A 22,178-nucleotide genomic window follows, 5' to 3' on the forward strand; every position below is an offset into this window, starting at 1 on the left:
GCACCCGTCCCACCCCCGCCCAATCGCCCATGCCCTCAACCGCAACCAGCGTCAAGCTCAAGGTTCATCCCGTGATTCTCGCGGGCGGCTCGGGCACCCGGCTGTGGCCGATGTCGCGCGAGCAGCATCCGAAGCAGCTGATCGGCCTGCTCGGCGAAGAGTCGCTGCTGCAATCGACGACCCGCCGTCTCGATGGGCTCGAAGCCGGTTATCCGCTTGCCGGCCAGCTCGTGGTCGTCGCCAATGAAGAACAGCGCTTCACGACGGCCGAACAATTGCGCACGAGCGCCAAGCCGAGCCGGCTGATACTCGAACCCGCGGGCCGTGACACCGCGCCCGCGTTGACGGTGGCCGCGTTGTCCGTCGCCGCGCAGGATGAAGACGGCATCATGGTCGTGATGCCCGCCGATCACGCGGTCACCGACAGCGCAGGATTTCACGCGGCGGTCGCCGCCGGCGTACAGCATGCGGCCGCTGGCCATATCGTCACCATGGGAATCGTGCCGACGCGTGCCGAAACCGGCTACGGCTATATCCGCATCGGCGCGCCGCTCGGTTCTGACGATGCGCAGACCGCAGCAGCGGCTCGCCCCGTCGCGCATCGCCTCGACCGTTTCGTCGAAAAGCCGCATCTGGAACTCGCGCAGCGCTATGTCGAATCACGCGAATACTGGTGGAACAGCGGTATTTTCATCGTGCGCGCATCGACGTGGCTCAAAGCGATCCGCCATTTTCAGCCGGCCATTTACGCAGCATGCGAATCGGCCTTTGCGGGCAGCACGGCGGACGGCGACTTCTTCCGGCTGCAACGCGATGCGTTCAGCGGCTCGCCGTCGAATTCGATCGACTACGCGGTGATGGAAAACCTCGGCGCCGATCAGAGCATCGCGTCGGGCGTGGTCGTGCCGCTTGCGGCCGGCTGGTCCGACGTCGGTTCGTGGGACGCGATCTGGGACATCAGCGAGAAGGACCCCGATCGCAACGTGAGCCGCGGCCGCGTGATGTTCGAAGGCGCGAACTCCACCTTCGCGCATTCCGAAGGACGACTGATTGCCTGCGTCGGCACGCAGGATCTCGTCGTCGTCGAGACCGCCGATGCGATTCTGGTCGCCGACAAGTCACGCGTGCAGGACGTCAAGAAGATCGTCAACCGGATTCGCGAGGATGGCGGGCTCGAAGCGGCCAATCATCGCAAGGTGCATCGGCCGTGGGGCAACTACGATTCCGTCGACACCGGCGAGCGCTTCCAGGTCAAGCGGATCGTCGTGAAGCCGGGCGCGCGGTTGTCGCTGCAGATGCATCATCACCGCGCGGAGCACTGGATCGTCGTGCGCGGCACCGCGCTCGTCACGCGCGGCGACGAACGCTTTATCGTGTCCGAAAACGAGTCGGCCTATATTCCGCTCGGCGTTACGCATCGCCTCGAAAACCCGGGCAAGATGCCGCTCGAAATGATCGAGGTGCAGTCGGGTTCGTACCTCGGCGAAGACGATATCGTGCGCTTCGACGATACGTACGGAAGGCAATGAGGCGCGAGCGGTCGCAATGACGAAGCGGGAACCTGCGGCGGCGCAAAGCGGCCGCGGGGACCGCCGGGCTCATCCCACGTATGAGATGAGTTCTTTGTAGGTTGCGGAAAAGCGCTCCGCGGTGCCGCTGTCGGTCGTCACCGTGGGCGTGCTTGCCCCGCCCGCGGTCGCGGTGTCCGACGGATAGCGGCGCAGCGGCCCGCGCAATGCATTCAGTGATGGCTTCAGCGGCCCGTGCAACGGCGCGCCGTGATTGCCCGGGTGATTCGCGATGCCATTGACCGATGCCGGTTCCGGCGCATGACGCAGGCCTGACAACGAACGGTCCGCGGACCGCTGCGCAAGGTTCGCCGACGCGGACGCGGCCGTTGCGTGGACCATCGTCGTGGCCGCCGCGTCGGTCGCGCATTCGCGATCGATCCACTGACGCGCCCAGTCGAGCGCGAACTGCTGCGCGTGCTGCGCATCCGCGAAGCGCGGGCCGACGAGGCCAGAGCGCTCGACGCGCTTGCCGTCCCTGATGATCTCCGCCCACCCGCGATACATCGCGTTCGGCACTTCCTCGACCACCACGTAGATCAGATAACCGCGCGAATCGGCGACCTGCATGCCGCGCGGGGCGAGGCCCAGCGTCAGCGACGGGCGCGGGTCGTCGACCGTGCCGGATGCGGCCGGTTCGACGCGCATCTCCGCCGCCATCGCGGACGTCGCCACTGCGGACGTCGCGAACGCCGATGTCGCCACCGCGCTCGCCGGCGCAAGCCCCGACAATTGCCGCGTGATGTCGCCGATCGGATCGGCCGTACGCCATTGGCTCAACGCGCTCGCGACGCCGGGCGCCTGCCACGACTCGGGACTCTTCCACGACACGCCGCGCAGATTATTGTCTTCGCTCGGGCTCGGGGTTTGCGCAACCGGTGCCGCGGGTCTGGCCGTAACGGGCGGCGCCGGTTGGGGAATGTATGCGAAGGTACGCCCGCTCTGCGACAGCAGACGGACCATCTCCAGCAGTGTGCCGTTCAGTTGCCACTCTTCGAAGCGGCGGCGGCAGGTGGGACCGGACGGATAGCGGCCCGGCAGCTTCGACCACGGCTCGCCGGTGGTCATGATCCACAGCACGGCATTCGTCACGATGCGCGGTTCGGCGCGCGGCCGGCCGCGCCGGTTCAGACGGACGGCCGGCTCGTCGGAGACAAGCGGCGCGAGCAGCGCCCATTCGTCGTTGTTTAGCTCATCGAAAAACATTGGATTTTCTCCACGCGGCCTGGCCTGGCCGCGGCGTTGGGCCTGCCACGGGTTCTCAGCGTTCACGACCCGTGTGCGGCCCTCGGTTGCACAAATTTGTTTGGTCCGTTCGGCTCGCTGGAGCAGCCCGCCCACACGTGGTGCGGCTCTTCCCTATTACGAAGCACAAAACGCGGTCTCACTCGTGCGTGGGAAAATTTGTGCACGAAGCATACCATTCCAATCTTTGCGTGAGTACAGTTGAGACAAGTGTTACCGATAGAAACAATCTTGTCGATTTCGCTGCGTCGATTCTCGTATTGCCGTAACAGAAGCCTCTGCTTATCCGGCATCGGATCTGTCTATTGCACAGCACAATACCGCATGACCGAACAGAATGGGCTTTAGAAATGTAATTGCCGATCCAGCATGCATTTCTATGCACTTTGATGGTTGATGTGAACATCGGTTTCGAGTGTCGGCGAAAGGACTGCGACGCGCCCGCGCGGTGACATGGAGGCAACGGGAGGCGCACACGCGGCCGCCGCGCATGCGCGGAGTTCGAGGCGTGACAGAAGCGACGAAGTCGCTTCGAACGACGTTAGGGGCGCACTGGTTTCGAAGCATGCTCGCCGACGACCGTGGTCCATTCGCGCACGCGCCAACGCGTAACCAGTCCGGAGAGTACGTACGGATCGACGGTAGCAAAGGCCTCCGCCACCGCAGGCGACGCGCCGGTGAAGAGCAGCACCGCACCGTCCGTCGGCTCCGCGAGCGCGCCGGCCAGCAGCAGTTCGCCGCGCTCGGCGGCGGCCCATGCGAGTTTCAGATGCGCGTCACGGTGCTCGCCGCGCCGCTCCAGATAGTCAGGTACCAACTCGTACATCAACAGGTAATGCATGGTGAGTCTCGCGAGGTTGAGGGTCGGCAGGGAGCGGCATGCACCGGAGCGCAGTTGAGGATAACCGCGACTACCGAATTTCATGCCTATTTTCTATTCAGTTGCATTCGCAGCAATATGAACATTCTCATTGCCCGTTAACCATAGATCAAAATAGCGGAAACCGTAATTTCGTTTCAATAAGCTTGAAATAATCGCCCCGGGCAATCTGCATTGCATGACAAAATTCGCGCTCTCGTTCATTCGATTGTTTCAAACGCCGCAGCGCCAGTTGCGCCACGCTGCTCAGGGAAAACGAGCGCGGACCGCTGTCAACCGGAATGCATTTTGAGCCGTTCTGGCAGACGGCATTTGCCATAATGGATGCGCCGATGGGCCCATGGATGCCGTCGTCGCCCGCGCGCATGAACGATCAGAAACGTTTTCACCACCGATGGAGTGTCCCATGAAAATCCAATCCGCTATCGCTACGCTGGTGTTGGGTGCGGTACTCGTATCGCCGGCGTTTGCGCAGAACAGCCAGCAAACCAAGATGGCCGACTGCAACAAGCAGGCCGGCGACAAGAAAGGCGACGAGCGCAAGGCGTTCATGCAAACCTGTCTTTCCGCAAAGCCGGCCGCCGCCGCGCCGATGAGCCAGCAGGACAAGATGAAGGTGTGCAACAAGCAGGCGGGCGACAAGAAAGGCGACGACCGCAAGGCCTTCATGAAGACCTGCCTGTCCTCCTCGGCGCCGGCCAACTGAGCGAAAGGCGTAGCCGTCCCCCACGCCGGCGCCCTCCGATCGACGCGGCGCCGGCGCATCGTTGCGCCCACGCGGCGCTCCGATCGAGTCCCCCCGCTTCGTCGTCCACCCGCCGCAACGCGCCGTTTTCTTCTATGATGGCTGCGGAGACGGCCCACCCTCACTCATATAGAACCAGACAACTACGCGGGCCGCCATCTTGTCGTTGGTGCTACTGAGCATCGATCGGAGGCAAGGATGGTATCGAAGCACAAAAACCGCTGGTTAAGGCGGTGGTTGCTGGTCATCATATTCTGGGCCGTGCCTGTGGCGATCGTCGCGGTCAACGAGATCCGCGAGGAAATGTCGTACAACGCGGTCGATCTCGACCGCGCGCTCACCACCTGGAATTTCACCCAGGCGCAGCGCGCCGCCGGGGCGCCCGCGCATTGCCATGGCAAGCCCGACGAGGCCAAGGCGGCCGGCTGCCCGGCCGACGTGCTGGCCGCCAACGCGCCGCGCCAGCAGGACGCGATCAACGAATACAGCGTGCGCCGCTCGACGCTGTTCGCCTATCTGTGGCACGCGTTTGTCGGCTATTGGATGGTGCCGGCGGCTATGCTGTTCGCGATCGGCGCGATCATCGGCATGGTGCGCCGCGCGCTGCGGCGCCCGCCCGCGGTCAAGAGTCCGGCGAATCACGGGTGAGCGGCGGCCGCGCCGCTTGCACTTCGCCGCAATTTGCCGCGCAGAAACAACATTCTCATTGCCATGTCGATGGACCGGCGCGCGACGCGAATCGGTAAAAACCGGCGCATCGTGCGGCCACGCCGAAGCGTCCCCACGATCGCCGCGACTTGGGCGCTGTTCGGCGTCGCCCCTCGGATCGTCGCTCGACGCGTGCCTGGAAGTCGCGCGCGCGGCCGGTCAAATTTACTGGGAAGACTTCTTGCGGTCAGGCTCAAACCCTTGTCCCATAAGGCTTTTCGCGTTGTGACGCAACGCGCCTTTTGCACCAGCCTGTGTTATAACTCAAAGGCAACCAGGCGACACCACGACGGTTGCGCCCCGGATCCATGACGGAGAAAAACGATGCAAAGACGACACTTCATGTTGAAGACGACCGCTGCGCTTGCTTTCGGAGGCCTTGCACTCGCCGGGTGCACGACGACGGGCAACACGCCGGACAATGCTCATGTCGACGCCTCGAAACGACAGTCGATCGACGCCAGCGTCGACGGCACGCTGTCCAAGCTGTTCACGACCGTGCCGGGCTCGCGCGAGCTGGTGTCGAAGGCGCGCGGCGTGCTGGTGTTCCCGTCGGTGCTGCAGGCGGGCTTGATCGTCGGCGGCCAGTATGGCGAAGGCGCATTGCGGGTGGGCGGCACGACGGTCGGCTACTACAGCACCGCGTCGGGCTCGTTCGGCCTGCAGGCGGGTGCGCAGTCGAAGGCGATCATCTTCCTGTTCATGACGCAGGATTCGCTCGATAAATTCCGCAACGCGGAAGGCTGGTCGGCCGGCGTCGATGCATCGGTCGCGCTCGTGAAGATCGGCGCGAACGGCGCCGTCGACACGACCACGGCCACCGCGCCGGTGCAGGTTTTCGTGTTGACGAACGCGGGCCTGATGGGCGACGTCTCGCTGCAAGGCACGAAGGTCACGCGGCTGAAGATCTGAGCGCGCTCATCGGCGCGCTCCACTGATCACTTGCGCGCATCGCGGCGAAGGCCGCGCGGAGGATCCTGTGCGGGTCGTCGCGCGGCCTTTTTGTTATGGATGCCGATGCCGACGCTCGGGAACGGAAAAACTCGCGCGAAAAAAAACGGCGCCGCGCATCGCGCACCGCCGTCCTTCGCTTCGACAGGTCCCAACGATCCCGCGTCAACCGCCCGACGAATCGACCACCTTGAACCTCGAGCGCTTCTGTGCGCGAATCACCGACTGATACGCCTCCACATACTGACGCGCCATCCGGTGCGACGTGAAGCGCTCCTCGAAACGCCGCCGCACGCCCGCACGCGACACCTTGTGCAGCCGGTTCACGGCCGCCACCGCGCCGATCTCGTCCTCGACGATGAACCCGGTCACGCCCTCTTCGAGCACTTCGGGCACCGAGCCGCGGTTGAACGCGATCACCGGCGTGCCGCAAGCCATCGCCTCGATCATCACGAGACCGAACGGCTCCGGCCAGTCGATCGGAAACAGCAGCGCATGCGCGCCCGACAGAAACTCGGCCTTCTGATGATCGGCAATCTCGCCGATGTACTCGACGTACGGCAGGTCGAGCAACGGCCGGATATCGCGCTCGAAGTACTCGCGATCGGCCGCATCGACCTTGGCGGCGATACGGATCGGCATGCCGCAGCGGCCGGCGATGCGGATCGCCGTATCGACGCGCTTTTCCGGCGAAATCCGGCCGAGAAACGCGAGGTACTTCTGCTCGACCGGTTGCGGCGTATAGAGCTGCGCCGGCAAGCCGTGATAGACCGTGGTGAGCCAGTGCGCCTGCGGCAGCGGATGACGCTGAGCGTTCGAAATGGAGATCACGGGCGCGGTGTTGAACGTGTCGAACACCGGCTGCTGCTCGGGCAGATCGAGCCGGCCGTGCATCGTCGTGACGAACGGCGTGTCCTGCCGCTTGAATACCGAGAACGAGTAGTAGTCGAGGTGGAAATGCAGCACGTCGAACTCTTCGGCCTGGCGGCGCACGAGTTCCATCAACAGCATATGCGGCGCGATGCGGTCGCGAATGCCCGGATCGAGCCGCAGCGCGCGAGGCCACACCGCTTCGAGCTTCGCGCTCGTGACGGAGTCGCCGCTCGCGAACAGCGTCACGTCGTGGCCCTGCTCGACCAGCGCTTCGGTGATGTACGACACGACGCGCTCCGTGCCGCCGTAGAGCTTCGGCGGCACCGATTCGGTCAGCGGGGCGATCTGCGCAATCTTCATATTGTGTCTCCGTGAGCCGGCGGCTGGCGCGCAATCGCGATGCCGTCGGCGACGCCGAGTATGACAGCGCCATGACGTCGGAACAATGCGCGCGGTCCCTAAGCGTCGCATGCATCGTCGCTACGGGGAATTATTCCCTGGCATCGGTCGAAGAGCCGCAGGTCTTGCAATTGCTCGGTGCTGTTACAAACGGCTTACATCCGGTGACACGCGGCCACGCGCCGGGTTTGCGCGGGCTTTGGGCCGTCGCCGCGCCGTCATTGGTGGCCGCCGCCCTCGCCCGACCCGCGCACGGGCATGCTGCGCAAATCCCTGAGGAAGCTGTCGCGCCACACTCCGAGATCGTTCTTACGCAGCGCGGCCATGTTGATCTCGTGACGCCGCTGGCGCGCGTCGAGCGGCATTTGCAGCGCACGTTGCAAGGCCTCGCACATGCCGATCGCATCGTGCGGATTGACGAGCAGCGCGCCAGAGAGCTCGGCGGCCGCGCCCGCGAAAATCGACAGCACGAGCACGCCGGGATCGTCGGGATTCTGCGCGGCCACGTACTCCTTCGCGACGAGGTTCATGCCGTCGTGCAGCGGCGTGACGAAGCCGATCTGCGACTCCCGAAACAGCGACATCAGCTTCCAGCGGTCGTACTGCTGGTTCAGATAGCGGATCGGCGTGTAGTCGAGCCCCGAGTAGCGGCCGTTGATGCGCCCTGCCTCGTATTCGAGATCCTGGCGGATCTTCTGATAGGTCGCGACGTCCGAGCGCGTAGGCGGGGCGATCTGCACGAGCGTCACGTTGCCGCGCCATTCGGGCGAGCGTTCGAGCAGCAACTCGAACGCGCGAAAGCGCTCGACCAGTCCCTTCGAATAGTCGAGCCGGTCGACGCTCATGACCAGCTTGCGCCCCTCGAGGCTTTGCTTCAGCTCGAGCACGTGCTGGCGGCTTTCGTAGCGCTTGGCCTGCTCGGCGATTTCGTCGGGGAACACGCCGATCCGGTAGACGCCGGTGCGCAGCTTGCGCCCGAACGCCTCGACGACGCCGTCCGCGCTCACCGTGCCGCGCGCGTGACGCGTCACGTAGTCGTGGAATGCCTGCTGGTCGGTGGCAGTCTGGAAGCCGAGCAGGTCGTAGCACGACATCGACTTCACCAGTTCCTCGTGCGGCGGAATGTTGAGCAGGATCTGCGGCGCGGGAAACGGAATATGCAGGAAGAAGCCGATGCGGTTCGTCACGCCCTCGCTGCGCAGCGCCTCGGCAAACGGGATCAGATGGTAGTCGTGAATCCAGATGATGTCGTCGGGTTCGAGCAGCTTGACCAGCTTGTGAGCGAGCCATGCGTTGACGCGCCGGTAGCCCGCGTACTCCTCGCGCTCGTAGCGCGCGAGGTCGTTGCGGTAGTGGAATACCGGCCACAGCGTCGCGTTCGAGAAGCCGCGGTAGTACTGGTCGTAGTCCTTGCGCGTGAGGCCGACGGTTGCGAAGGTCACCGCGCCGTCCTGCTCGAGCATCGGCCCCGCGTTGGCGACCGTTTCGCTGACTACGTCGCCGCTCCAGCCGAACCAGACGCCGCCTGCATCCTTCAGCGCGCCGAATACGCCGACCGCGAGTCCGCCCGCCGATCCCTTGGTCTCCGTCGGCGTCGCGACGCGATTCGACACGACGATCAATCGGCCCATAGTGCATGTCCTCCGTCATTCTTGCGATGCGCCGCGACGCCTGAGCAGGCGTGGCGCGCCCGTGAGCAGCAATCAGCGTGCCCACGCATCGCCGGGCTTGCCGAGGGCGGTCGCCGCTCGCCGCTCGCGATACCCGACTCGCGATTTACCACTCGCCACGCGCGATTCGCGATCCGCAACGCCCGGCTAAGCCTGCTCCTTCGCCTTCTGCGCGACCTCGCCCGCGCCAGTGCGGCCGATGCGGCTCGCCACCGGATCGGCTTCGGTATGCGCTGCGGTGCTGCCGGCTGGCGCCTGCCGGCTGCGCGGCAGCCAGTCGCTCGGGCCAGCGCCGCTCGTCTCCAGCTCCGCCGACACCTCGGCACGCGTCCGCGGCAGGTATTCCGGGTAATGCCGATGAACGAAATCGAGCAGCCCTTCGCGCACACGGCAGCGCAGATCCCACGCAAGGCCGGAATCGGGCGCGCTGACGAGCGCGCGCAACTGCATCGCGCGCTCGGTGCAGTCCGTCACCTGCAGCACCTGCACGCGACGGTCCCACTCGGGCGCGTTCTCGACGATGCGCGCAAGCTCCTCGCGCAGCGGCGCGAGCGGCATCCGGTAATCGACGAACAGGAACACGGTGCCAATGATCTGCGAGCTGCTGCGGGTCCAGTTCGAGAACGGATTTTCGATAAACCATTGCAACGGCACGATCAGACGGCGCTGGTCCCACAGCCGCACCGACACGTACGTGCCGGTGATCTCCTCGATGCGTCCCCACTCGTCCTGGATCACGACGACGTCGTCGAGGCGGATCGGTTGCGACAGCGCGATCTGCAAACCGGCGATCAGGTTGCCGAGCACCGGCCGCGCCGCGATACCGGCGACCAGACCGGCGACACCCGCCGACGCCAGCAGGCTCGCGCCGATCTGCCGCACGTTGGGCAGGGTCATCAGCGCACCGCCGACGCCGATGATCACGATCACGATCATCACCGAGCGCGCGAGTACGCGCGCCTGCGTATGGATGCGGCGCGCCTGCAGGTTATCGGCGGAATCGAGCGGATGGGCGCGGATGATCGCTTCGCCGATCGCCGCGGCCGAGCGCACCGACAGCCACGTCAGCGCGGCGATCAGCGCGATGCCGGTGATGTCGCGCACCGGTTCGATGAAGTTGAGGGTGTCGGGTGCCTCGGACCAGACCCACGCGAACACGAGGATCACGAGGGCGAACAGCGACGGCTTGTCGATGTAGCGCAGCACGACGCTCGTCAGCGCGTGCGGCCGCGCGAGACGCTTCACGATGCGCGCGCCGAAGCGGTGAATGCCGCTCGCCACGATCGCCACGATGGCCGTCACGATCAGCGTGCCGAGCCACGTATGCAGCGGCGCGGCCGCCACGCGGTAGAAGTCGTCGATAGTAGGCATAACGGGCATCTTCCTCCGGGCTCGATGAGCGGCGGCGCGCCTGCGCGTTACAACGGGTTCTTCGATGCGCCGCGCTTATCGATCAGCCGCCGCTCTTGCAGGGAAACGCCTTGCCGAGACCCAGCGAAATCGCCGTGCTCGCGTTGTAGCCCGCGGCGTTCGGGTTCTCGGCGATGTACTTGCGCACCGCGTCGGTCAACTGCGCCGAGCGCGCATCCGCCGGCAGGCAGAAGTACTGGCCGACGCGCGGACCGGTGGTGCCGCCGATCGCGTCGATCGTGTTGAAGATGCCGTCGGCCGCGCCTTCGATGTAGGCCGCGCAGGCGCTACGCGAAGCCACGTCCGTCTTGGTGCACAGCTTGTTGAGGTCGCCTCCCGTAAACGCGGCTGCCGAAAGCGGCAAGGCAAGCGCGCCGGCGAAAATCAAAGCCCGCAGCATGGTGTTCCTTTCCAGGGTTGTTTATTCACGCGGTCTTTCTGCCGCGTCCGGACGGCGCGCTACGCGGCGCGCCGAAGTCGTCATTCTGCACTGTTTTACGCGGCGGCAGCAGGCCGGCAGCCGCGCGGCTCGGACAAAACGGCTGCAAAGCGGCACGGCATGGCGAGGCGCCTGCCGACAAAACGTCATTGCTTCTGCTGCTGCGTCTGCTGCATGCGCGCCGTGAGCCCTTCGACGACGTCCGGCTCCTTGTAGGTCTTGGCGAAATCGAGCGCGGTCATGCCGATCTGGTTTTTCACCGACAGGTCCGCGCCGTTGTCGAGCAGCAGCTTGACGGTAGAAACGTGGCCGCCGCGCGCGGCCATCATCAGCGGCGTGGTGCCGTTCGGCGAGCCCGCGTCGACGTAGGCCGAGTGGTCGAGCAGCACCTTGACGATGTCGTCGTGGCCGTTCGCGGCCGCGTAGTGCAGCGGCGCCCAGCCCTTCTTGTTGACCTCGGCGTCCTTCGCGATCAGCAGATTCACGAGGTTCAGGTCGCCGACCAGCGACGCCATCATCAGCGCGTTTTCGCCGGCCTTGTCCTGAATCTCGATATCGGTCTTTGGATTCGCAAGCAACGCGGCCGCGACCTTGTCGGATTTCTCGCGCGCGGCGATCACGAGCAGCGGGATGCCCTGATTGTCGACGCTGTTCGGGTCCATGCCCTTCGCGAGCAGCTTGTTGACGCCGTCGACGTCGTCGAACTTGACCGACTTGATCAGCGAGTCGATGGGCGCCGCATGCGCGGGCACCGCGACGAGCGCCGCGCACGCGAGCGCGGCGGCGCACGCGAGACGGCGCGCCGGCGCGAGAGCCCGGGCGGCCGACCCGGCGGACAGCGGTTGGAAATCAGCGGACGACGTCGAAATGTTTTTCATATGGTACTTTAGGAAATCTTCCTATCCCTTTGATGTTACGCGGCTTTTTGGCTCAGATTCCGGCCGGCGCGGCGAGTCCGAACAGTCTGAAGAAGTTTTGCGTGGTGGCGGCGGCCAGCGCCTCGTCCGGCATCTCGCGTTGCTGCGCGATGAAGCGTCCGACATAACTGACGTACGCAGGTTCATTCGGTTTGCCGCGATACGGCACCGGCGCCAGGTACGGCGAGTCGGTTTCGATCAGCAGACGGTCGAGCGGCACGCGGCGCGCGACGTCCTGCACATCCGTCGCGCTCTTGAACGTGACGATGCCCGACAGCGAAATGTAAAAATTCTGCGCGAGCGCCTGCTCGGCGATGGCCCACGGTTCGGTGAAGCAATGCATGACGCCGCCCGGCACGCCGGCGCGCTCCTCGGCCATGATGCGCAACGTGTCTTCCGACGACGAGCGGGTGTGGATGATCAGCGGCTTGCTGGTCGCGTGCGCGGCGCGGATGTGCGTGCGAAAGCGCTCGCGCTGCCACTCCATGTCGGCGATCGAGCGGCCTTCGAGGCGGTAGTAATCGAGCCCGGTTTCGCCGATCGCGACGACCTTCGGGTGCCCGGCCAGTTCGACCAGCTCGGCTACGCTCGGCTCGCGCATGTGCTCGTGATCGGGATGCACGCCGACCGACGCGTACACGTTGTCATAGCGGCTGGCGATGTCCAGCACCGACGGCAGCGTTTCAAGATCCACCGACACGCACAACGCGTGCGAGACCGAATGGCTGCGCATGTTTTCGAGCACTTGCGGCAGACGGTCCGCGAGTCCTTCGAAGTTGATGTGGCAGTGTGAATCGACAAACATGGTCAGGTCCTGCGAAAAAGGGGCTTGCGCTCAGTTGGCGTGCGAGTTGGCGTGCGCAAGACGCTTGCCAAGAATCACCAGATCGCGCTCGACACCATCCAGCACCGCGACGCGCGGTAGCGTGCCCCATGCATCGAAGCCGAAGCCGCGGAACAGCCGCACGCTCGCTTCATTGTGACCGAACACGAAGCCGAGCACCGTATCGATGCCAAGACCCGGTGCCGCCTCGAGCGACGCCGCCAGCAGTTGCTTGCCGAGTCCCTGGCCGCGCGCGCTTTCGTCGAGATAGATGCTGACTTCGGCGGTGCGCTGATAAGCCGGCCGGCCATAAAAATCGGAAAAGCTGAGCCACGCGATCACGCGGCCCGTCTGCTTCGGATCTTCGACCACCCACAGCGGCCGCTTCTGCGGGCTGTGCGCATGAAACCACTCATGCCGGCTCTCGACGCTGACCGGCTCGAGGTCCGCGGTGACCTGGCGCGACGGGATCGTCGAATTGTAGATGGCGACGATCGCGGGCAGATCGTCGAGCGTGGCGTCGCGGTAGGAAAGGCTCATGGCGGTTGGCTTGAATGAAAAAAAGACGCAAGGCTGTCCGGCTGCGGGCTCACGCAAACAGCGCGCGATAGCCGATGAACAGTTCCTCGAACACGAGCCGCGCGTTCAACGGATGGTTCTCGACCGCGCGCTGGCGCGTGACGGTGCGCAGAAAACGCGCGAATGCATTGGCGTCGGCCTGGGTGGCGCAGCGGGTGAGCGCGGCCGACGCCTGCGGGAAATAGCGCGGCGCGTCGGCGGTGCGCTGCGCGAGCAGATCGTACATCCAGCGCTGCAGCCAGCCGAGCACGAGCGGCACAGGGAGCTTCTGCAGCGCCTCGCCGCACGCGAATGCGTCGCACCCGGCGCCGGCCGCGAGCTGCTTGAGCGTCCAGTCGCGCAGCGGACGGTTTTCGTCGCTGGCGAGCGCGAGCGCGGCGAGCGGCGCGCCACCTGCTTCGGCGAGCAGCGCGCGGGCGTCGTCGACGCCTTGCGCGGCCAGCCACTGCGCGGCGGTGTCCGGCGCGGGCACGCTCATCGGCCACTGACGGCAGCGGCTAATGATGGTCGGCAGCAAACGGTCGAGGCGCGCCGACACCATCAGGAACACGACGCCCGCGGGCGGCTCTTCCAGCGTCTTCAGCAACGCGTTGGCGGCCGCGACGTTGAGCGCCTCGGCCGGATACAGCACGACGACGCGCGCGCCGCCGCGATGCGAACCGATGCCGACGAAGTCGAGCAGACCGCGGATCTGTTCGATCTTGATTTCCTTGCTCGGCGTGCGGGTCTTCTTGCCTTCGTCGCCATCGGCTTTTTCGGCCTTGTCGTCGGCGCCGTTCGCGGCGTTCGCGAGGCCGGCTTCGGCGGCGAGTGCCTCCGGCACGACGATGCGGTAGTCGGGATGATTGCCCTGCGCGAACCAGTTGCAGGCCACGCACGCGCCGCACGGCTCGCCGTTCGGTTGCGGCGCCTCGCACAGCAGACCCTGCGCGAGGTGCTGCGCGAAACGCAGCTTGCCGATGCCCGCCTGGCCGTGCAGCAACAATGCGTGCGGCCAGTGGCCGTGCAGCTGCTGCAGGCGATTCCAGTCATCGGCTTGCCACGGATAGATCATCGTTTGTCTTTTTGAATCAATCGGTTGTAGGCGCTACTTCAGATGTCGAGTGAACTTCGCACGAGATTATAAGAAGCGGTTATATCTATTTTGAATCAGAGGGTTGCAATCAACTCCTCAAGCTGCCTCTGAATCTGAACGATGCTCTGCGAAGAGTCGATGATAGCGAATCGGTATGGCGCTTCTTCGGCGCGGCGCACGTATTCGGCGCGCGTGCGCTCGAAAAACGCCGCCGACTCGCTCTCAAAACGATCCGGATTGCGCGCCGCGCTGCGCCGCTCGTTGGCGACGGCGGGCGGCAAATCGAACAGCACGGTCAAATCCGGCTGGAAACCGCCCTGCACCCAGCGCTCGAGCGTCTCCAGCTTGTCGCGCGGCAAGCCGCGGCCGCCGCCCTGGTAGGCGAAAGTGGCATCGGTAAAACGGTCGGACAGCACCCAATCGCCGCGCGCGAGCGCCGGTTCGATCACCTCGGCCAGATGCTGACGGCGCAGCGCGAACATCAGCAGCGCCTCGGTTTCGAGATCCATCTTCTGATGCAGCACGATATCGCGGATCTGCTCACCGAGCGGCGTGCCGCCCGGCTCGCGCGTCATCACGACCGAGCGGCCGCTCGGCGCGAGCTTCGCCTCGAGCCGTTCGCGGAACCAGCCCAGATGGGTGGTCTTGCCCGCGCCGTCGATGCCTTCAAACGTAATGAATTTGCCGCGCGCCATCATTGCCCTCGAATGTATTTGTCCACGGCCTTGTTGTGTTCGCCGAGGGTGTCAGAAAAGATGCTGCTGCCGTCGCCGCGCGACACGAAGTACAGCGCGTTGCTTTGCGCCGGGTTCATCGCCGCCTGCAGCGACGCGACGCTCGGCAGCGAGATCGGCGTCGGCGGTAGGCCCATCCGCGTGTAGGTATTGTATGGAGTGTCGGTCTGCAGGTCTTTCTTCCTGATGTGGCCGGCGTAGCTGTCGCCCATTCCGTAGATCACGGTCGGGTCGGTCTGTAGCGGCATGCCGGCGCGCAGACGGTTGGCGAACACTGCGGCGACGAGCGCCCGGTCGGACGCCTTGCCGGTTTCCTTTTCGACGATCGACGCCATCGTCAGCGCGTCGTACGGGGACTTGTACGGCAGGTTCGGCGCGCGCGAGAGCCACGCCTCGTCGAGACGCACGCGCATCAGACGGTAAGCGCGGCGATAGATGTCGAGGTCGCTCGTGCCCTTGTCGAACAGGTAGGTATCCGGGAAAAACAGCCCTTCGCCGTTGCCGATCGACGCCTCGGGCGCGCCGATTGCGCTCATCAGATCGGCGTCGCTCATGCCGAGCGTGTCGTGCTTCAGCGCGGGATTGGCATCGAGTTCAGCGCGCATATGTTTGAAGGTCCAGCCTTCGATGACCGTCGCCACATATTCGTTGACGTCGCCGCGCGCGATTTTCTGCAGCACCTCGTAGGGCGTGATGCCGCTCTTGAACTCGTAATTGCCGGACTTCAGCTCGCTTTGCAGCCCGAGCAACCGCGTCATCGCGATGAACAGCTCGGGCTCGACCGGCACGCCGCCGCGATTGAGCTGCAGCGCGACGCTGCGCAGGCTGCTGTGCGGCTTGACGGTGACGTCGAGTTGCGCCGGGGTCAATTCGAGCGGGCGGGTGGCCCAGTAGTATCCAGCGGCGATGGCCGCCGCAGCCAGCACAACGACGAGCGCGCCGGCGACGAAACATTTCTTCAGAAGGGACACGACAGGAAAGAATTAGCGTTTAGATGGCAACGAACTGATTTTTAACGGGAAAGTCTTGCGTCGGTCAACATTGAGACTGTGCCGTTTTGCAGCCCTTTCGGCCTTTTGCGACCTGTATTGTATAGATGCGGGCACCAGATGGTCACGGCCGGAAAAAACAATATGAAATCCGCTGGCGTCGGTCTGATGCTACTCGAGTCGTACGCTGTCACAACATAGGTCAAAGTTTCAAAGGTTCGACAATTCCCGACCAAACGCCTTTTCGGCTCCTGCCGCTTTTGGCCGTTGTTGACAGTTTCAAACGACGGTTCAGGGGCGACCTGCACGCCGCCGCGAAATACCCAAGCACGTCGGGTGCCCGCCCATCTTGCGCCGGACCCTCTGGCAGAACACGCCAACATGGTCACAATATGGGCACAGCCGGAGGGTGATAACGTGCAATCCCCTGCTGCGCAAGGCTCTCGGAAAGCCTTCATTCGCCAGGGACTTGCGAAACGCGACAGGGCTGGACTGAATATAATGAGTGTTTGCCTTAGCCAAAGTCAGAATTGACTGTTCCCGGAATCCATGAACACACCGCTCGTGAACGCCTCAGGTAACGCTTCCGGTCTCACTCCCGCCGCGGCGGCGCCCGCCACCCTGCCCATCCTGCCGCGCCCGTCGGCCGAAGAATTCGCCGCCGTGCTCGAGCATGGCGCGTACATGCCGCTACCGCAGTTCGGCGTGATCGACACGACCGGCGACGACGCGGCGAGCTTCCTACACGCCCAGTTGACCAACGACGTCCAGCATCTCGACGCCGCGAACGCGCGCCTCTCCGGCTACTGCTCGGCCAAGGGCCGGCTGCTCGCGTCGTTCCTCAGTTGGCGCAGCGGCGATACGATCCGCCTGCTGGTATCGAAAGACGTGCAGGCCGCGGTGCAAAAGCGGTTGTCGATGTTCGTGCTGCGCGCAAAGGCCAAGCTCGCCGACGCGAGCGGCGAGCTCGCGGTGGTCGGCCTCGCGGGCGACGTGCGCGGCGCGCTGTCCGGCGTGTTCGACGCGCTGCCCGACGGTGTGCACGTGCAGGTCGACGGCACAGCGGGCACGCTGATCCGCGTGCCCGATGCGTTGGAGCGGCTGCGCTATCTGTGGATCGGCCCGAAAGCGCAGATCGAAGCGCTGCTGCCGTCGCTCGACGGCAGGCTAAAGCGCGTGTCGCCGGCCGTGTGGGACTGGCTCGACATCCGCGCGGGCGAGCCGCGCATCACGCAGCCGGTCGTCGAGCAGTTCGTGCCGCAAATGGTCAACTTCGACGTGCTCGGCGCGGTCAATTTCCGCAAGGGCTGCTATCCGGGTCAGGAAGTGGTCGCGCGCAGCCAGTATCGCGGCACGATCAAGCGGCGCACGTCGCTCGCCAACGTCGCCGGCGAGCTGGACACGGTGCGGCCCGGCACCGAGCTGTTCCACTCGGACGACCCGGGCCAGCCGTGCGGGATGATCGTCAACGCGGCATCGGCGCAAGGCGGCGGCGTCGATCTGCTGGTCGAGATCAAGCTCACGGCGCTCGACAGCGGCAGCGTACATGTCGGCGCGGCCGACGGCCCCGCGCTGCGCTTCCTGACGCTGCCCTACGGGCTGCCGGCCGAAGTCTGATCGTTGGAGAGGGTAAAAAGCGGCGCAATCGGGCGCCGTTTTTTATTGACTGCTTTATTCTCGTCTGTTTTTTGCCGCTTTCGTTTGCCGCCTGCGTCGCTGCATCAGGCGGCCGCCCCATGCTCTGAACGGGAGATGCTCCCCGATGTGCCTGATCGTTTTCGACTGGCGACCTGATGCGCTCGATGGTCCGCTGTTCACGCTCGCCGCGAATCGCGACGAGTTCTTCCGCCGCACCGCCGAGCCGATCCGCTGGTGGCGCGACGCGCCGGAGGTGCTGGGGGGCCGCGACCTCGTGGGCGGCGGCACGTGGCTCGGGTTGTCGCGCGACGGCCGCTTCGCCGCGCTGACCAATTACCGCGCGCCGGGCGAAATGCGCGCCGATGCGCCGACCCGCGGCACGCTCGTCAGCGACTGGCTCACGAGCGCCGCGCGCGACGCCGACGGCAATCCGCACGAGACGCCGCTCGCGTATCTGCGGCACGTCGCGCAATCCGGCGACATCTACAACGGCTTCAATCTGCTGGTCGGCGACTGGACGCGTCGCGAGCTCGCGTGGTACTGCAATCGCGGCGCCGTCGACGCAAACAGCGGTCCCGCGCTGCTCGCGCCGGGCACGCACGGCATCTCGAACGCGGTGCTCGATACCGCGTGGCCGAAGCTGGTCAAAAAGCGCGGCGAGCTCGGCACGCTGCTCGCGCGCGATCCGATGCCGCCGCTCGAACGCCTGATCGATCTGATGCGCGATCCGCGGCTCGCGCGCGACGACGAATTGCCGTCGACCGGTATTCCGCTCGAACGCGAACGCGTGCTGTCGGCGGCGTTCATCGAATCGCCGGACTATGGCACGCGCAGCACCACCGCGTTGCGCGTCGCCGCCTATGGCGACGTGATCGGCGTCGCGGTCGCCGAGCGCAGCGACGACAACGGCTCGCACCGGATCGTGCGGCCCGGCGATTTCGAGCGCAGCTTCGCGTTCAATGTCGAGCGCGACCGGATGAGCGTGGCGTGATCGTTTGAGCACCGCCCTCACCCGACGCCGAATGCCGCGCGCAACGCCGCCGCGGCGTCCGCATGCGCCTGCGCGACTTCGGGCACGAAGCCGCCCATCTTGAAGAACTCGTGGATCATGCCGGCGTAGCGTTTGAGCGTGACCGGATTGCCGAGCGCACGGAGTTTCTCCGCATAGGCATCGCCCTCGTCGCTGAGCGGATCGTATTCGGCGGTCGCGATCCACGCGGGCGCAACGCCGCGAAAATCCGGCGCACCGCGCTCGCCGTCGAGCGGCGCGAAACGCCAGTCGTCGCGATCGCCGCTATCTCGCACGTAGTGCTCGAAGAACCACTGGATCGTGTCGCCCGACAGCAGGAAGCCGTCGGCAAGGCGCGAGTGCGAGTCGGTCTGCTGATGGCCGGTCGTGCCCGGATAAATCAGCAATTGCAGCGCGAGCGCGAGGCCGGCGTCGCGCGCGAGCACCGCGCAAACCGTCGCGAGCGTGCCGCCCGCGCTATCGCCGCCCACCGCGAGCCGCGTGCCGTCGATGCCGAATTCGGCCGCGTGCGCGTGCAGCCAGCTGAGGGCGTCGAAGGCATCGTCGACAGCGGTCGGAAACTTGTGCTCGGGCGCGAGCCGGTAATCGACCGACAGCACCGCGCACTGCCCGTCGCGCGCGAACATCCGGCACAGCGCATCGTGCGTATCGACGCTGCCGACCGTGAAGCCGCCGCCGTGGTAGTACACGAACGCCGGCAGCGGCTCGGCCCAGCCCGGCTCGACCGGGAAGTAGAAGCGCGCGCGGATCGTCGCGCCGTCGCGCGTCGGCACGCGCAGATCTTCGACGGAGAACATCGGCGCGCTCGCGATCTCGAGGATCGGCGCGCTTTTCTCGTACGACGCGCGCGCCGCTTGCGCGCTCATCTGGTGGTACTGCGGGCGTTTGGCCCGCGCGATCATGTCGAGCACCTGCTCGATCGTGGGATTCAGCGGCATGGTTTCGGCAACGCGGTGCGCGTCGCACATCGGGCGGCGCGCAGTGCGCCAAGGGTTGACAAAAGCCGGCGCACCGGCCGCGCAGCCGGCCGCTACTGCGCGTTCTTCACCTCGGGCTTCAGCGACATCGGATCGGACGGCTCGCGCAACTGCTCGATGTCCTCGTGACGCAGCTTCACGGTCGCCATGATGCCCGGATGCGTGATGATATAGAAACGCCGCGCGGCGATCGCCTCGAACGCGATGTCGGCGACATCGTCGGCGGTGAGCTTGCCCGACTGCACCGCGCGCTGCAACTGCTTGCCGGCCGCGATCTGCGAGCGCGTCGGCCGGTCCGCGTTGCGCAACTCGTCGGGACGCGCGCGCTCGGCCTCCGTGATGCCGGTCGGCACGAAGGCGGGACACAGCAGCGAACAGCCGACCTCGCCGCCCGTGCCGGCCTGCGCGAGCTTCAGGTCGTGATACAGCGTCTCGGTCAGCGCCACCACCGCATGCTTCGACGCGTTGTAGATGCCCATTGCCGGCGGCGCCAGCAGCCCCGCCACCGACGCCGTATTGACGATATGCGCGGGCTCCTTCTGCGCGAGCATGATCGGCGCGAACACGCGCACGCCGTGCGCGACACCCATCACGTTGACGCCGAACACCCACGACCAGTCGTTCGCCGAGCTTTCCCACAGGAAGCCGCCGGTGCCGACGCCCGCGTTGTTGAACAGCACGTGGACCTTGCCGAACGCGGCGAGCGCCGCCTGCGCGAGCGCCTCGACCTGCGCGGCGTTCGATACGTCGGTCGGCACGCCGATCGCCTCGGCGCCGGTTTCGCGCAAGGCGTCGACGGTTTGCGCGAGCTGGTCCGCGTTGACGTCCGCGAGTACGAGCTTCATGCCGAGCGCCGCGCCCTTGTGCGCGAACGCGCGGCCAAAGCCGCTGCCCGCGCCGGTGATCACCGCCACCTTGCCCGCGAATTCGAACATCCTGTGACTCCCTGGTTGAGCGGCGGCTTGCCGTTGCATGACGACGTCGCGCTCAGATCAGCTTGACCAGTTGCTTGCCGAAGTTACGGCCCTTCAGCAAGCCGATGAATGCCTCGGGCGCGGCTTCGAGCCCTTGCGCGATCGTCTCGCGATAGTGCAGCTTCTTCTGCGCGACGAGCGTACCGAGCTGCTTGAGCGCCTCGGGCCACACCTCCATGTGTTCGCTGACGATGAAGCCCTGCACGAGCAGCCGCTGCGTCAGCAAGAGCGACGGATGCCTGAGCGGCAGCGGCCGGCCGTCATAGCCCGCGATGAAGCCGCACAATGCGATGCGCCCGAACGCGTTCATGCGCGCGAGCGTCGCGTCGAGCCCGTCGCCGCCGACGTTCTCGAAGCAGCCGTCGACACCGTCGGGCGTGACGGCCTTCAGGTCCTGGTACAGGTTACCGGCCTTGTAGTCGACGCACGCGTCGAAGCCGAGCGTCTCGACCACATAGCGGCACTTTTCCGCGCCGCCCGCGATGCCGACCGCGCGCGCGCCCGCCGCCTTCGCGAGCTGGCCGACCACGCTGCCCACCGCACCGCTCGCCGCGCTGACGACCACCGTCTCGCCGGCCTTCGGCGCGATGATGCGGTTCAGCCCGTACCATGCGGTGACGCCCGGCATGCCGACCGGCCCGAGATACGCCGATAGCGGCACATGCGTGTCGTCGACCTTCTGCATGCCCGTGCCATTCGAGGTGCCGTACTCCTGCCAGCCGAACATCGCGACGACCTTGTCGCCGACCGCGAACTTCGGATTCCTCGTCTCGACGACCTCGCCGACCGTGCCGCCGATCATCACTTCGTTCAGCGGCTGCGGCGCCGCGTATGACTTGCTGTCGTTCATGCGTCCGCGCATATACGGATCGAGCGACAGGTAGTGGTTGCGCACCCGTACTTCGCCGTCGGCGAGCGGCGCGAGCGGCGTTTCGACGAGCTTGAAGTTATCGGGCGTGGCTTCGCCTTGGGGGCGCGAAACCAGCAGCAATTGGCGATTGATCTGGGCCATGCGGTCGTCTCCTTGGGTTGTTGGGTGCTCAGTCGCTCGGACCGGGCTTCGCCGCCGGGTCGCTGCGCAGACGCTGCCGCGTGACGTCGCGGCCCACCGCGAGGCGGCGCATGTATTTGAAGGTGCCGAGCGCTTTCGCGACGAAGTGACCTTCGCTGTCGCGGATCTCGCCTTCGCAATAGGCCATCGTCGTCGAGCGATGCAGCACGCGGCCGGTCGCGCGCAACTCGCCGCGTCCCGGCTGCATGAAGTTGACCTTCATCTCGACGGTGACGACGCCGACGCCGTCGCCGGCGAGACTGCGCGCGGCCATCGCGAGCGCGACGTCGGCGAGCGTCATCGTGACGCCGCCATGCGCGACGTCCCACGTGTTCATATGATCGCGTTGCAACGGCAGCACGACTTCGCTGACGCCGTCGGCGGCTGACAACAACTGTGCGCCGAGACGGTCGATGAAGGGGCTTTCGGGCAACGATGCATGGCCCGTTCTGGATGAGGTGGATGGATCGGTCATGGCTCAGATATCTGATTTCGTAGCCGAC

23 protein-coding genes are annotated in these 22,178 nt (G+C 65.6%); 6 read left to right on the plus strand and 17 right to left on the minus strand.

Going from position 1 to position 22,178, the window contains the following annotated elements; translation table 11 throughout:
* Positions 1 to 29 precede the first annotated feature (29 nt).
* Entirely contained in the window at positions 30 to 1,529 is a 1,500-nt protein-coding gene (locus F6X40_RS13960) for a mannose-1-phosphate guanylyltransferase/mannose-6-phosphate isomerase (protein ID WP_187628248.1), read from the plus strand.
* A gap of 69 nt (positions 1,530 to 1,598) precedes the next feature.
* Here the strand turns inward: F6X40_RS13960 and F6X40_RS13965 are convergent, their stop codons facing one another.
* The 3 genes from F6X40_RS13965 to F6X40_RS13975 all read right to left on the minus strand — a co-directional run bounded on the left by F6X40_RS13965 (position 1,599) and on the right by F6X40_RS13975 (position 4,060).
* Positions 1,599 to 2,774, minus strand: a complete 1,176-nt coding sequence (locus F6X40_RS13965; protein WP_187628249.1) for a transposase — start codon at positions 2,772 to 2,774, stop codon at positions 1,599 to 1,601.
* A 580-nt stretch (positions 2,775 to 3,354) separates the two neighbouring features.
* Positions 3,355 to 3,654, minus strand: coding sequence for a YciI-like protein (locus tag F6X40_RS13970; protein ID WP_187628324.1), 300 nt, complete (start codon positions 3,652 to 3,654; stop codon positions 3,355 to 3,357).
* A gap of 148 nt (positions 3,655 to 3,802) precedes the next feature.
* Positions 3,803 to 4,060, minus strand: coding sequence for a hypothetical protein (locus F6X40_RS13975; protein WP_187628250.1), 258 nt, complete (start codon positions 4,058 to 4,060; stop codon positions 3,803 to 3,805).
* A gap of 39 nt (positions 4,061 to 4,099) precedes the next feature.
* Here F6X40_RS13975 and F6X40_RS13980 point away from each other — a divergent pair, with 39 nt between their 5' ends.
* The 3 genes from F6X40_RS13980 to F6X40_RS13990 all read left to right on the plus strand — a co-directional run bounded on the left by F6X40_RS13980 (position 4,100) and on the right by F6X40_RS13990 (position 6,058).
* Complete coding sequence (locus F6X40_RS13980; protein WP_184063499.1) at positions 4,100 to 4,399, plus strand: PsiF family protein; 300 nt, start codon at positions 4,100 to 4,102, stop codon at positions 4,397 to 4,399.
* Between the two features lie 237 nt (positions 4,400 to 4,636).
* Positions 4,637 to 5,086 (plus strand): hypothetical protein, encoded by a 450-nt coding sequence (locus tag F6X40_RS13985; protein ID WP_090804804.1) that lies wholly within the window; start codon positions 4,637 to 4,639, stop codon positions 5,084 to 5,086.
* Positions 5,087 to 5,470: 384 nt separating this feature from the next.
* Positions 5,471 to 6,058 carry a YSC84-related protein gene (locus tag F6X40_RS13990; RefSeq protein WP_187628251.1) on the plus strand — a complete coding sequence of 196 codons (588 nt, stop codon included), beginning with the start codon at positions 5,471 to 5,473 and terminating at the stop codon, positions 6,056 to 6,058.
* 204 nt (positions 6,059 to 6,262) lie between these two features.
* On the opposite strand, the gene F6X40_RS13995 is transcribed toward F6X40_RS13990, so the two are convergent.
* From F6X40_RS13995 to mltG, 10 genes are all read right to left on the minus strand, one after another.
* On the minus strand, positions 6,263 to 7,330 hold the full coding sequence (locus F6X40_RS13995; protein ID WP_187628252.1) for a glycosyltransferase family 4 protein: 1,068 nt from the start codon (positions 7,328 to 7,330) through the stop codon (positions 6,263 to 6,265).
* Between the two features lie 257 nt (positions 7,331 to 7,587).
* Complete coding sequence (otsA, locus tag F6X40_RS14000; RefSeq protein ID WP_187628253.1) at positions 7,588 to 9,000, minus strand: alpha,alpha-trehalose-phosphate synthase (UDP-forming); 1,413 nt, start codon at positions 8,998 to 9,000, stop codon at positions 7,588 to 7,590.
* A 186-nt stretch (positions 9,001 to 9,186) separates the two neighbouring features.
* Positions 9,187 to 10,410 carry a mechanosensitive ion channel family protein gene (locus F6X40_RS14005; protein ID WP_187628254.1) on the minus strand — a complete coding sequence of 408 codons (1,224 nt, stop codon included), beginning with the start codon at positions 10,408 to 10,410 and terminating at the stop codon, positions 9,187 to 9,189.
* A gap of 82 nt (positions 10,411 to 10,492) precedes the next feature.
* Positions 10,493 to 10,849 carry a Rap1a/Tai family immunity protein gene (locus F6X40_RS14010; protein WP_187628255.1) on the minus strand — a complete coding sequence of 119 codons (357 nt, stop codon included), beginning with the start codon at positions 10,847 to 10,849 and terminating at the stop codon, positions 10,493 to 10,495.
* A 185-nt stretch (positions 10,850 to 11,034) separates the two neighbouring features.
* Positions 11,035 to 11,766: an ankyrin repeat domain-containing protein gene (locus tag F6X40_RS14015; protein WP_187628256.1), complete on the minus strand. Its 732-nt coding sequence runs from the start codon at positions 11,764 to 11,766 to the stop codon at positions 11,035 to 11,037.
* 52 nt (positions 11,767 to 11,818) lie between these two features.
* Positions 11,819 to 12,610 (minus strand): TatD family hydrolase, encoded by a 792-nt coding sequence (locus F6X40_RS14020; protein ID WP_187628257.1) that lies wholly within the window; start codon positions 12,608 to 12,610, stop codon positions 11,819 to 11,821.
* Between the two features lie 30 nt (positions 12,611 to 12,640).
* Positions 12,641 to 13,168, minus strand: a complete 528-nt coding sequence (locus tag F6X40_RS14025) for a GNAT family N-acetyltransferase (protein WP_187628258.1) — start codon at positions 13,166 to 13,168, stop codon at positions 12,641 to 12,643.
* Positions 13,169 to 13,217: 49 nt separating this feature from the next.
* The gene (locus tag F6X40_RS14030; protein ID WP_187628259.1) at positions 13,218 to 14,261 is read right to left on the minus strand and encodes a DNA polymerase III subunit delta'; all 1,044 of its coding nucleotides are present in this window, start codon (positions 14,259 to 14,261) and stop codon (positions 13,218 to 13,220) included.
* A gap of 95 nt (positions 14,262 to 14,356) precedes the next feature.
* Positions 14,357 to 14,977 (minus strand): dTMP kinase, encoded by a 621-nt coding sequence (gene tmk, locus F6X40_RS14035; RefSeq protein WP_184063526.1) that lies wholly within the window; start codon positions 14,975 to 14,977, stop codon positions 14,357 to 14,359.
* Complete coding sequence (gene mltG, locus F6X40_RS14040) at positions 14,977 to 15,987, minus strand: endolytic transglycosylase MltG (protein WP_184063529.1); 1,011 nt, start codon at positions 15,985 to 15,987, stop codon at positions 14,977 to 14,979. Before mltG ends, tmk begins: the two co-directional genes overlap by 1 nt.
* A 567-nt stretch (positions 15,988 to 16,554) precedes the next feature.
* On the opposite strand from mltG, the gene F6X40_RS14045 reads away from it, so the two are divergent.
* Both F6X40_RS14045 and F6X40_RS14050 read left to right on the plus strand, forming a co-directional pair.
* On the plus strand, positions 16,555 to 17,622 hold the full coding sequence (locus F6X40_RS14045) for a YgfZ/GcvT domain-containing protein (RefSeq protein WP_187628260.1): 1,068 nt from the start codon (positions 16,555 to 16,557) through the stop codon (positions 17,620 to 17,622).
* A gap of 145 nt (positions 17,623 to 17,767) precedes the next feature.
* Positions 17,768 to 18,634 carry an NRDE family protein gene (locus tag F6X40_RS14050; protein WP_187628261.1) on the plus strand — a complete coding sequence of 289 codons (867 nt, stop codon included), beginning with the start codon at positions 17,768 to 17,770 and terminating at the stop codon, positions 18,632 to 18,634.
* A gap of 17 nt (positions 18,635 to 18,651) precedes the next feature.
* On the opposite strand, the gene F6X40_RS14055 is transcribed toward F6X40_RS14050, so the two are convergent.
* The 4 genes from F6X40_RS14055 to F6X40_RS14070 form a co-directional block, all read right to left on the minus strand.
* Positions 18,652 to 19,611, minus strand: a complete 960-nt coding sequence (locus F6X40_RS14055; RefSeq protein ID WP_187628262.1) for an alpha/beta hydrolase — start codon at positions 19,609 to 19,611, stop codon at positions 18,652 to 18,654.
* Between the two features lie 92 nt (positions 19,612 to 19,703).
* Entirely contained in the window at positions 19,704 to 20,585 is an 882-nt protein-coding gene (locus tag F6X40_RS14060; RefSeq protein ID WP_187628263.1) for an SDR family oxidoreductase, read from the minus strand.
* 52 nt (positions 20,586 to 20,637) lie between these two features.
* On the minus strand, positions 20,638 to 21,636 hold the full coding sequence (locus F6X40_RS14065) for an NADP-dependent oxidoreductase (protein ID WP_187628264.1): 999 nt from the start codon (positions 21,634 to 21,636) through the stop codon (positions 20,638 to 20,640).
* A gap of 28 nt (positions 21,637 to 21,664) precedes the next feature.
* Positions 21,665 to 22,150: a PaaI family thioesterase gene (locus F6X40_RS14070; protein ID WP_026225390.1), complete on the minus strand. Its 486-nt coding sequence runs from the start codon at positions 22,148 to 22,150 to the stop codon at positions 21,665 to 21,667.
* Positions 22,151 to 22,178 lie beyond the last annotated feature (28 nt).

This window comes from Paraburkholderia sp. UCT31, assembly GCF_014397655.1.
Taxonomy (GTDB): Bacteria; Pseudomonadota; Gammaproteobacteria; order Burkholderiales; family Burkholderiaceae; genus Paraburkholderia; species Paraburkholderia tuberum.

Excerpts from the sequence above, each read along its gene's own strand:
- F6X40_RS13960 (WP_187628248.1), top strand. The coding sequence starts at position 30 with ATGCCCTCAACCGCAACCAGCGTCAAGCTCAAGGTTCATCCCGTGATT.
- F6X40_RS13965 (WP_187628249.1), bottom strand. The coding sequence starts at position 2,774 with ATGTTTTTCGATGAGCTAAACAACGACGAATGGGCGCTGCTCGCGCCG.
- F6X40_RS13970 (WP_187628324.1), bottom strand. The coding sequence starts at position 3,654 with ATGCATTACCTGTTGATGTACGAGTTGGTACCTGACTATCTGGAGCGG.
- F6X40_RS13975 (WP_187628250.1), bottom strand. The coding sequence starts at position 4,060 with ATGCGCGCGGGCGACGACGGCATCCATGGGCCCATCGGCGCATCCATT.
- F6X40_RS13980 (WP_184063499.1), top strand. The coding sequence starts at position 4,100 with ATGAAAATCCAATCCGCTATCGCTACGCTGGTGTTGGGTGCGGTACTC.
- F6X40_RS13985 (WP_090804804.1), top strand. The coding sequence starts at position 4,637 with ATGGTATCGAAGCACAAAAACCGCTGGTTAAGGCGGTGGTTGCTGGTC.
- F6X40_RS13990 (WP_187628251.1), top strand. The coding sequence starts at position 5,471 with ATGCAAAGACGACACTTCATGTTGAAGACGACCGCTGCGCTTGCTTTC.
- F6X40_RS13995 (WP_187628252.1), bottom strand. The coding sequence starts at position 7,330 with ATGAAGATTGCGCAGATCGCCCCGCTGACCGAATCGGTGCCGCCGAAG.
- otsA (WP_187628253.1), bottom strand. The coding sequence starts at position 9,000 with ATGGGCCGATTGATCGTCGTGTCGAATCGCGTCGCGACGCCGACGGAG.
- F6X40_RS14005 (WP_187628254.1), bottom strand. The coding sequence starts at position 10,410 with ATGCCTACTATCGACGACTTCTACCGCGTGGCGGCCGCGCCGCTGCAT.
- F6X40_RS14010 (WP_187628255.1), bottom strand. The coding sequence starts at position 10,849 with ATGCTGCGGGCTTTGATTTTCGCCGGCGCGCTTGCCTTGCCGCTTTCG.
- F6X40_RS14015 (WP_187628256.1), bottom strand. The coding sequence starts at position 11,766 with ATGAAAAACATTTCGACGTCGTCCGCTGATTTCCAACCGCTGTCCGCC.
- F6X40_RS14020 (WP_187628257.1), bottom strand. The coding sequence starts at position 12,610 with ATGTTTGTCGATTCACACTGCCACATCAACTTCGAAGGACTCGCGGAC.
- F6X40_RS14025 (WP_187628258.1), bottom strand. The coding sequence starts at position 13,168 with ATGAGCCTTTCCTACCGCGACGCCACGCTCGACGATCTGCCCGCGATC.
- F6X40_RS14030 (WP_187628259.1), bottom strand. The coding sequence starts at position 14,261 with ATGATCTATCCGTGGCAAGCCGATGACTGGAATCGCCTGCAGCAGCTG.
- tmk (WP_184063526.1), bottom strand. The coding sequence starts at position 14,977 with ATGGCGCGCGGCAAATTCATTACGTTTGAAGGCATCGACGGCGCGGGC.
- F6X40_RS14045 (WP_187628260.1), top strand. The coding sequence starts at position 16,555 with ATGAACACACCGCTCGTGAACGCCTCAGGTAACGCTTCCGGTCTCACT.
- F6X40_RS14050 (WP_187628261.1), top strand. The coding sequence starts at position 17,768 with ATGTGCCTGATCGTTTTCGACTGGCGACCTGATGCGCTCGATGGTCCG.
- F6X40_RS14055 (WP_187628262.1), bottom strand. The coding sequence starts at position 19,611 with ATGCCGCTGAATCCCACGATCGAGCAGGTGCTCGACATGATCGCGCGG.
- F6X40_RS14060 (WP_187628263.1), bottom strand. The coding sequence starts at position 20,585 with ATGTTCGAATTCGCGGGCAAGGTGGCGGTGATCACCGGCGCGGGCAGC.
- F6X40_RS14065 (WP_187628264.1), bottom strand. The coding sequence starts at position 21,636 with ATGGCCCAGATCAATCGCCAATTGCTGCTGGTTTCGCGCCCCCAAGGC.
- F6X40_RS14070 (WP_026225390.1), bottom strand. The coding sequence starts at position 22,150 with ATGACCGATCCATCCACCTCATCCAGAACGGGCCATGCATCGTTGCCC.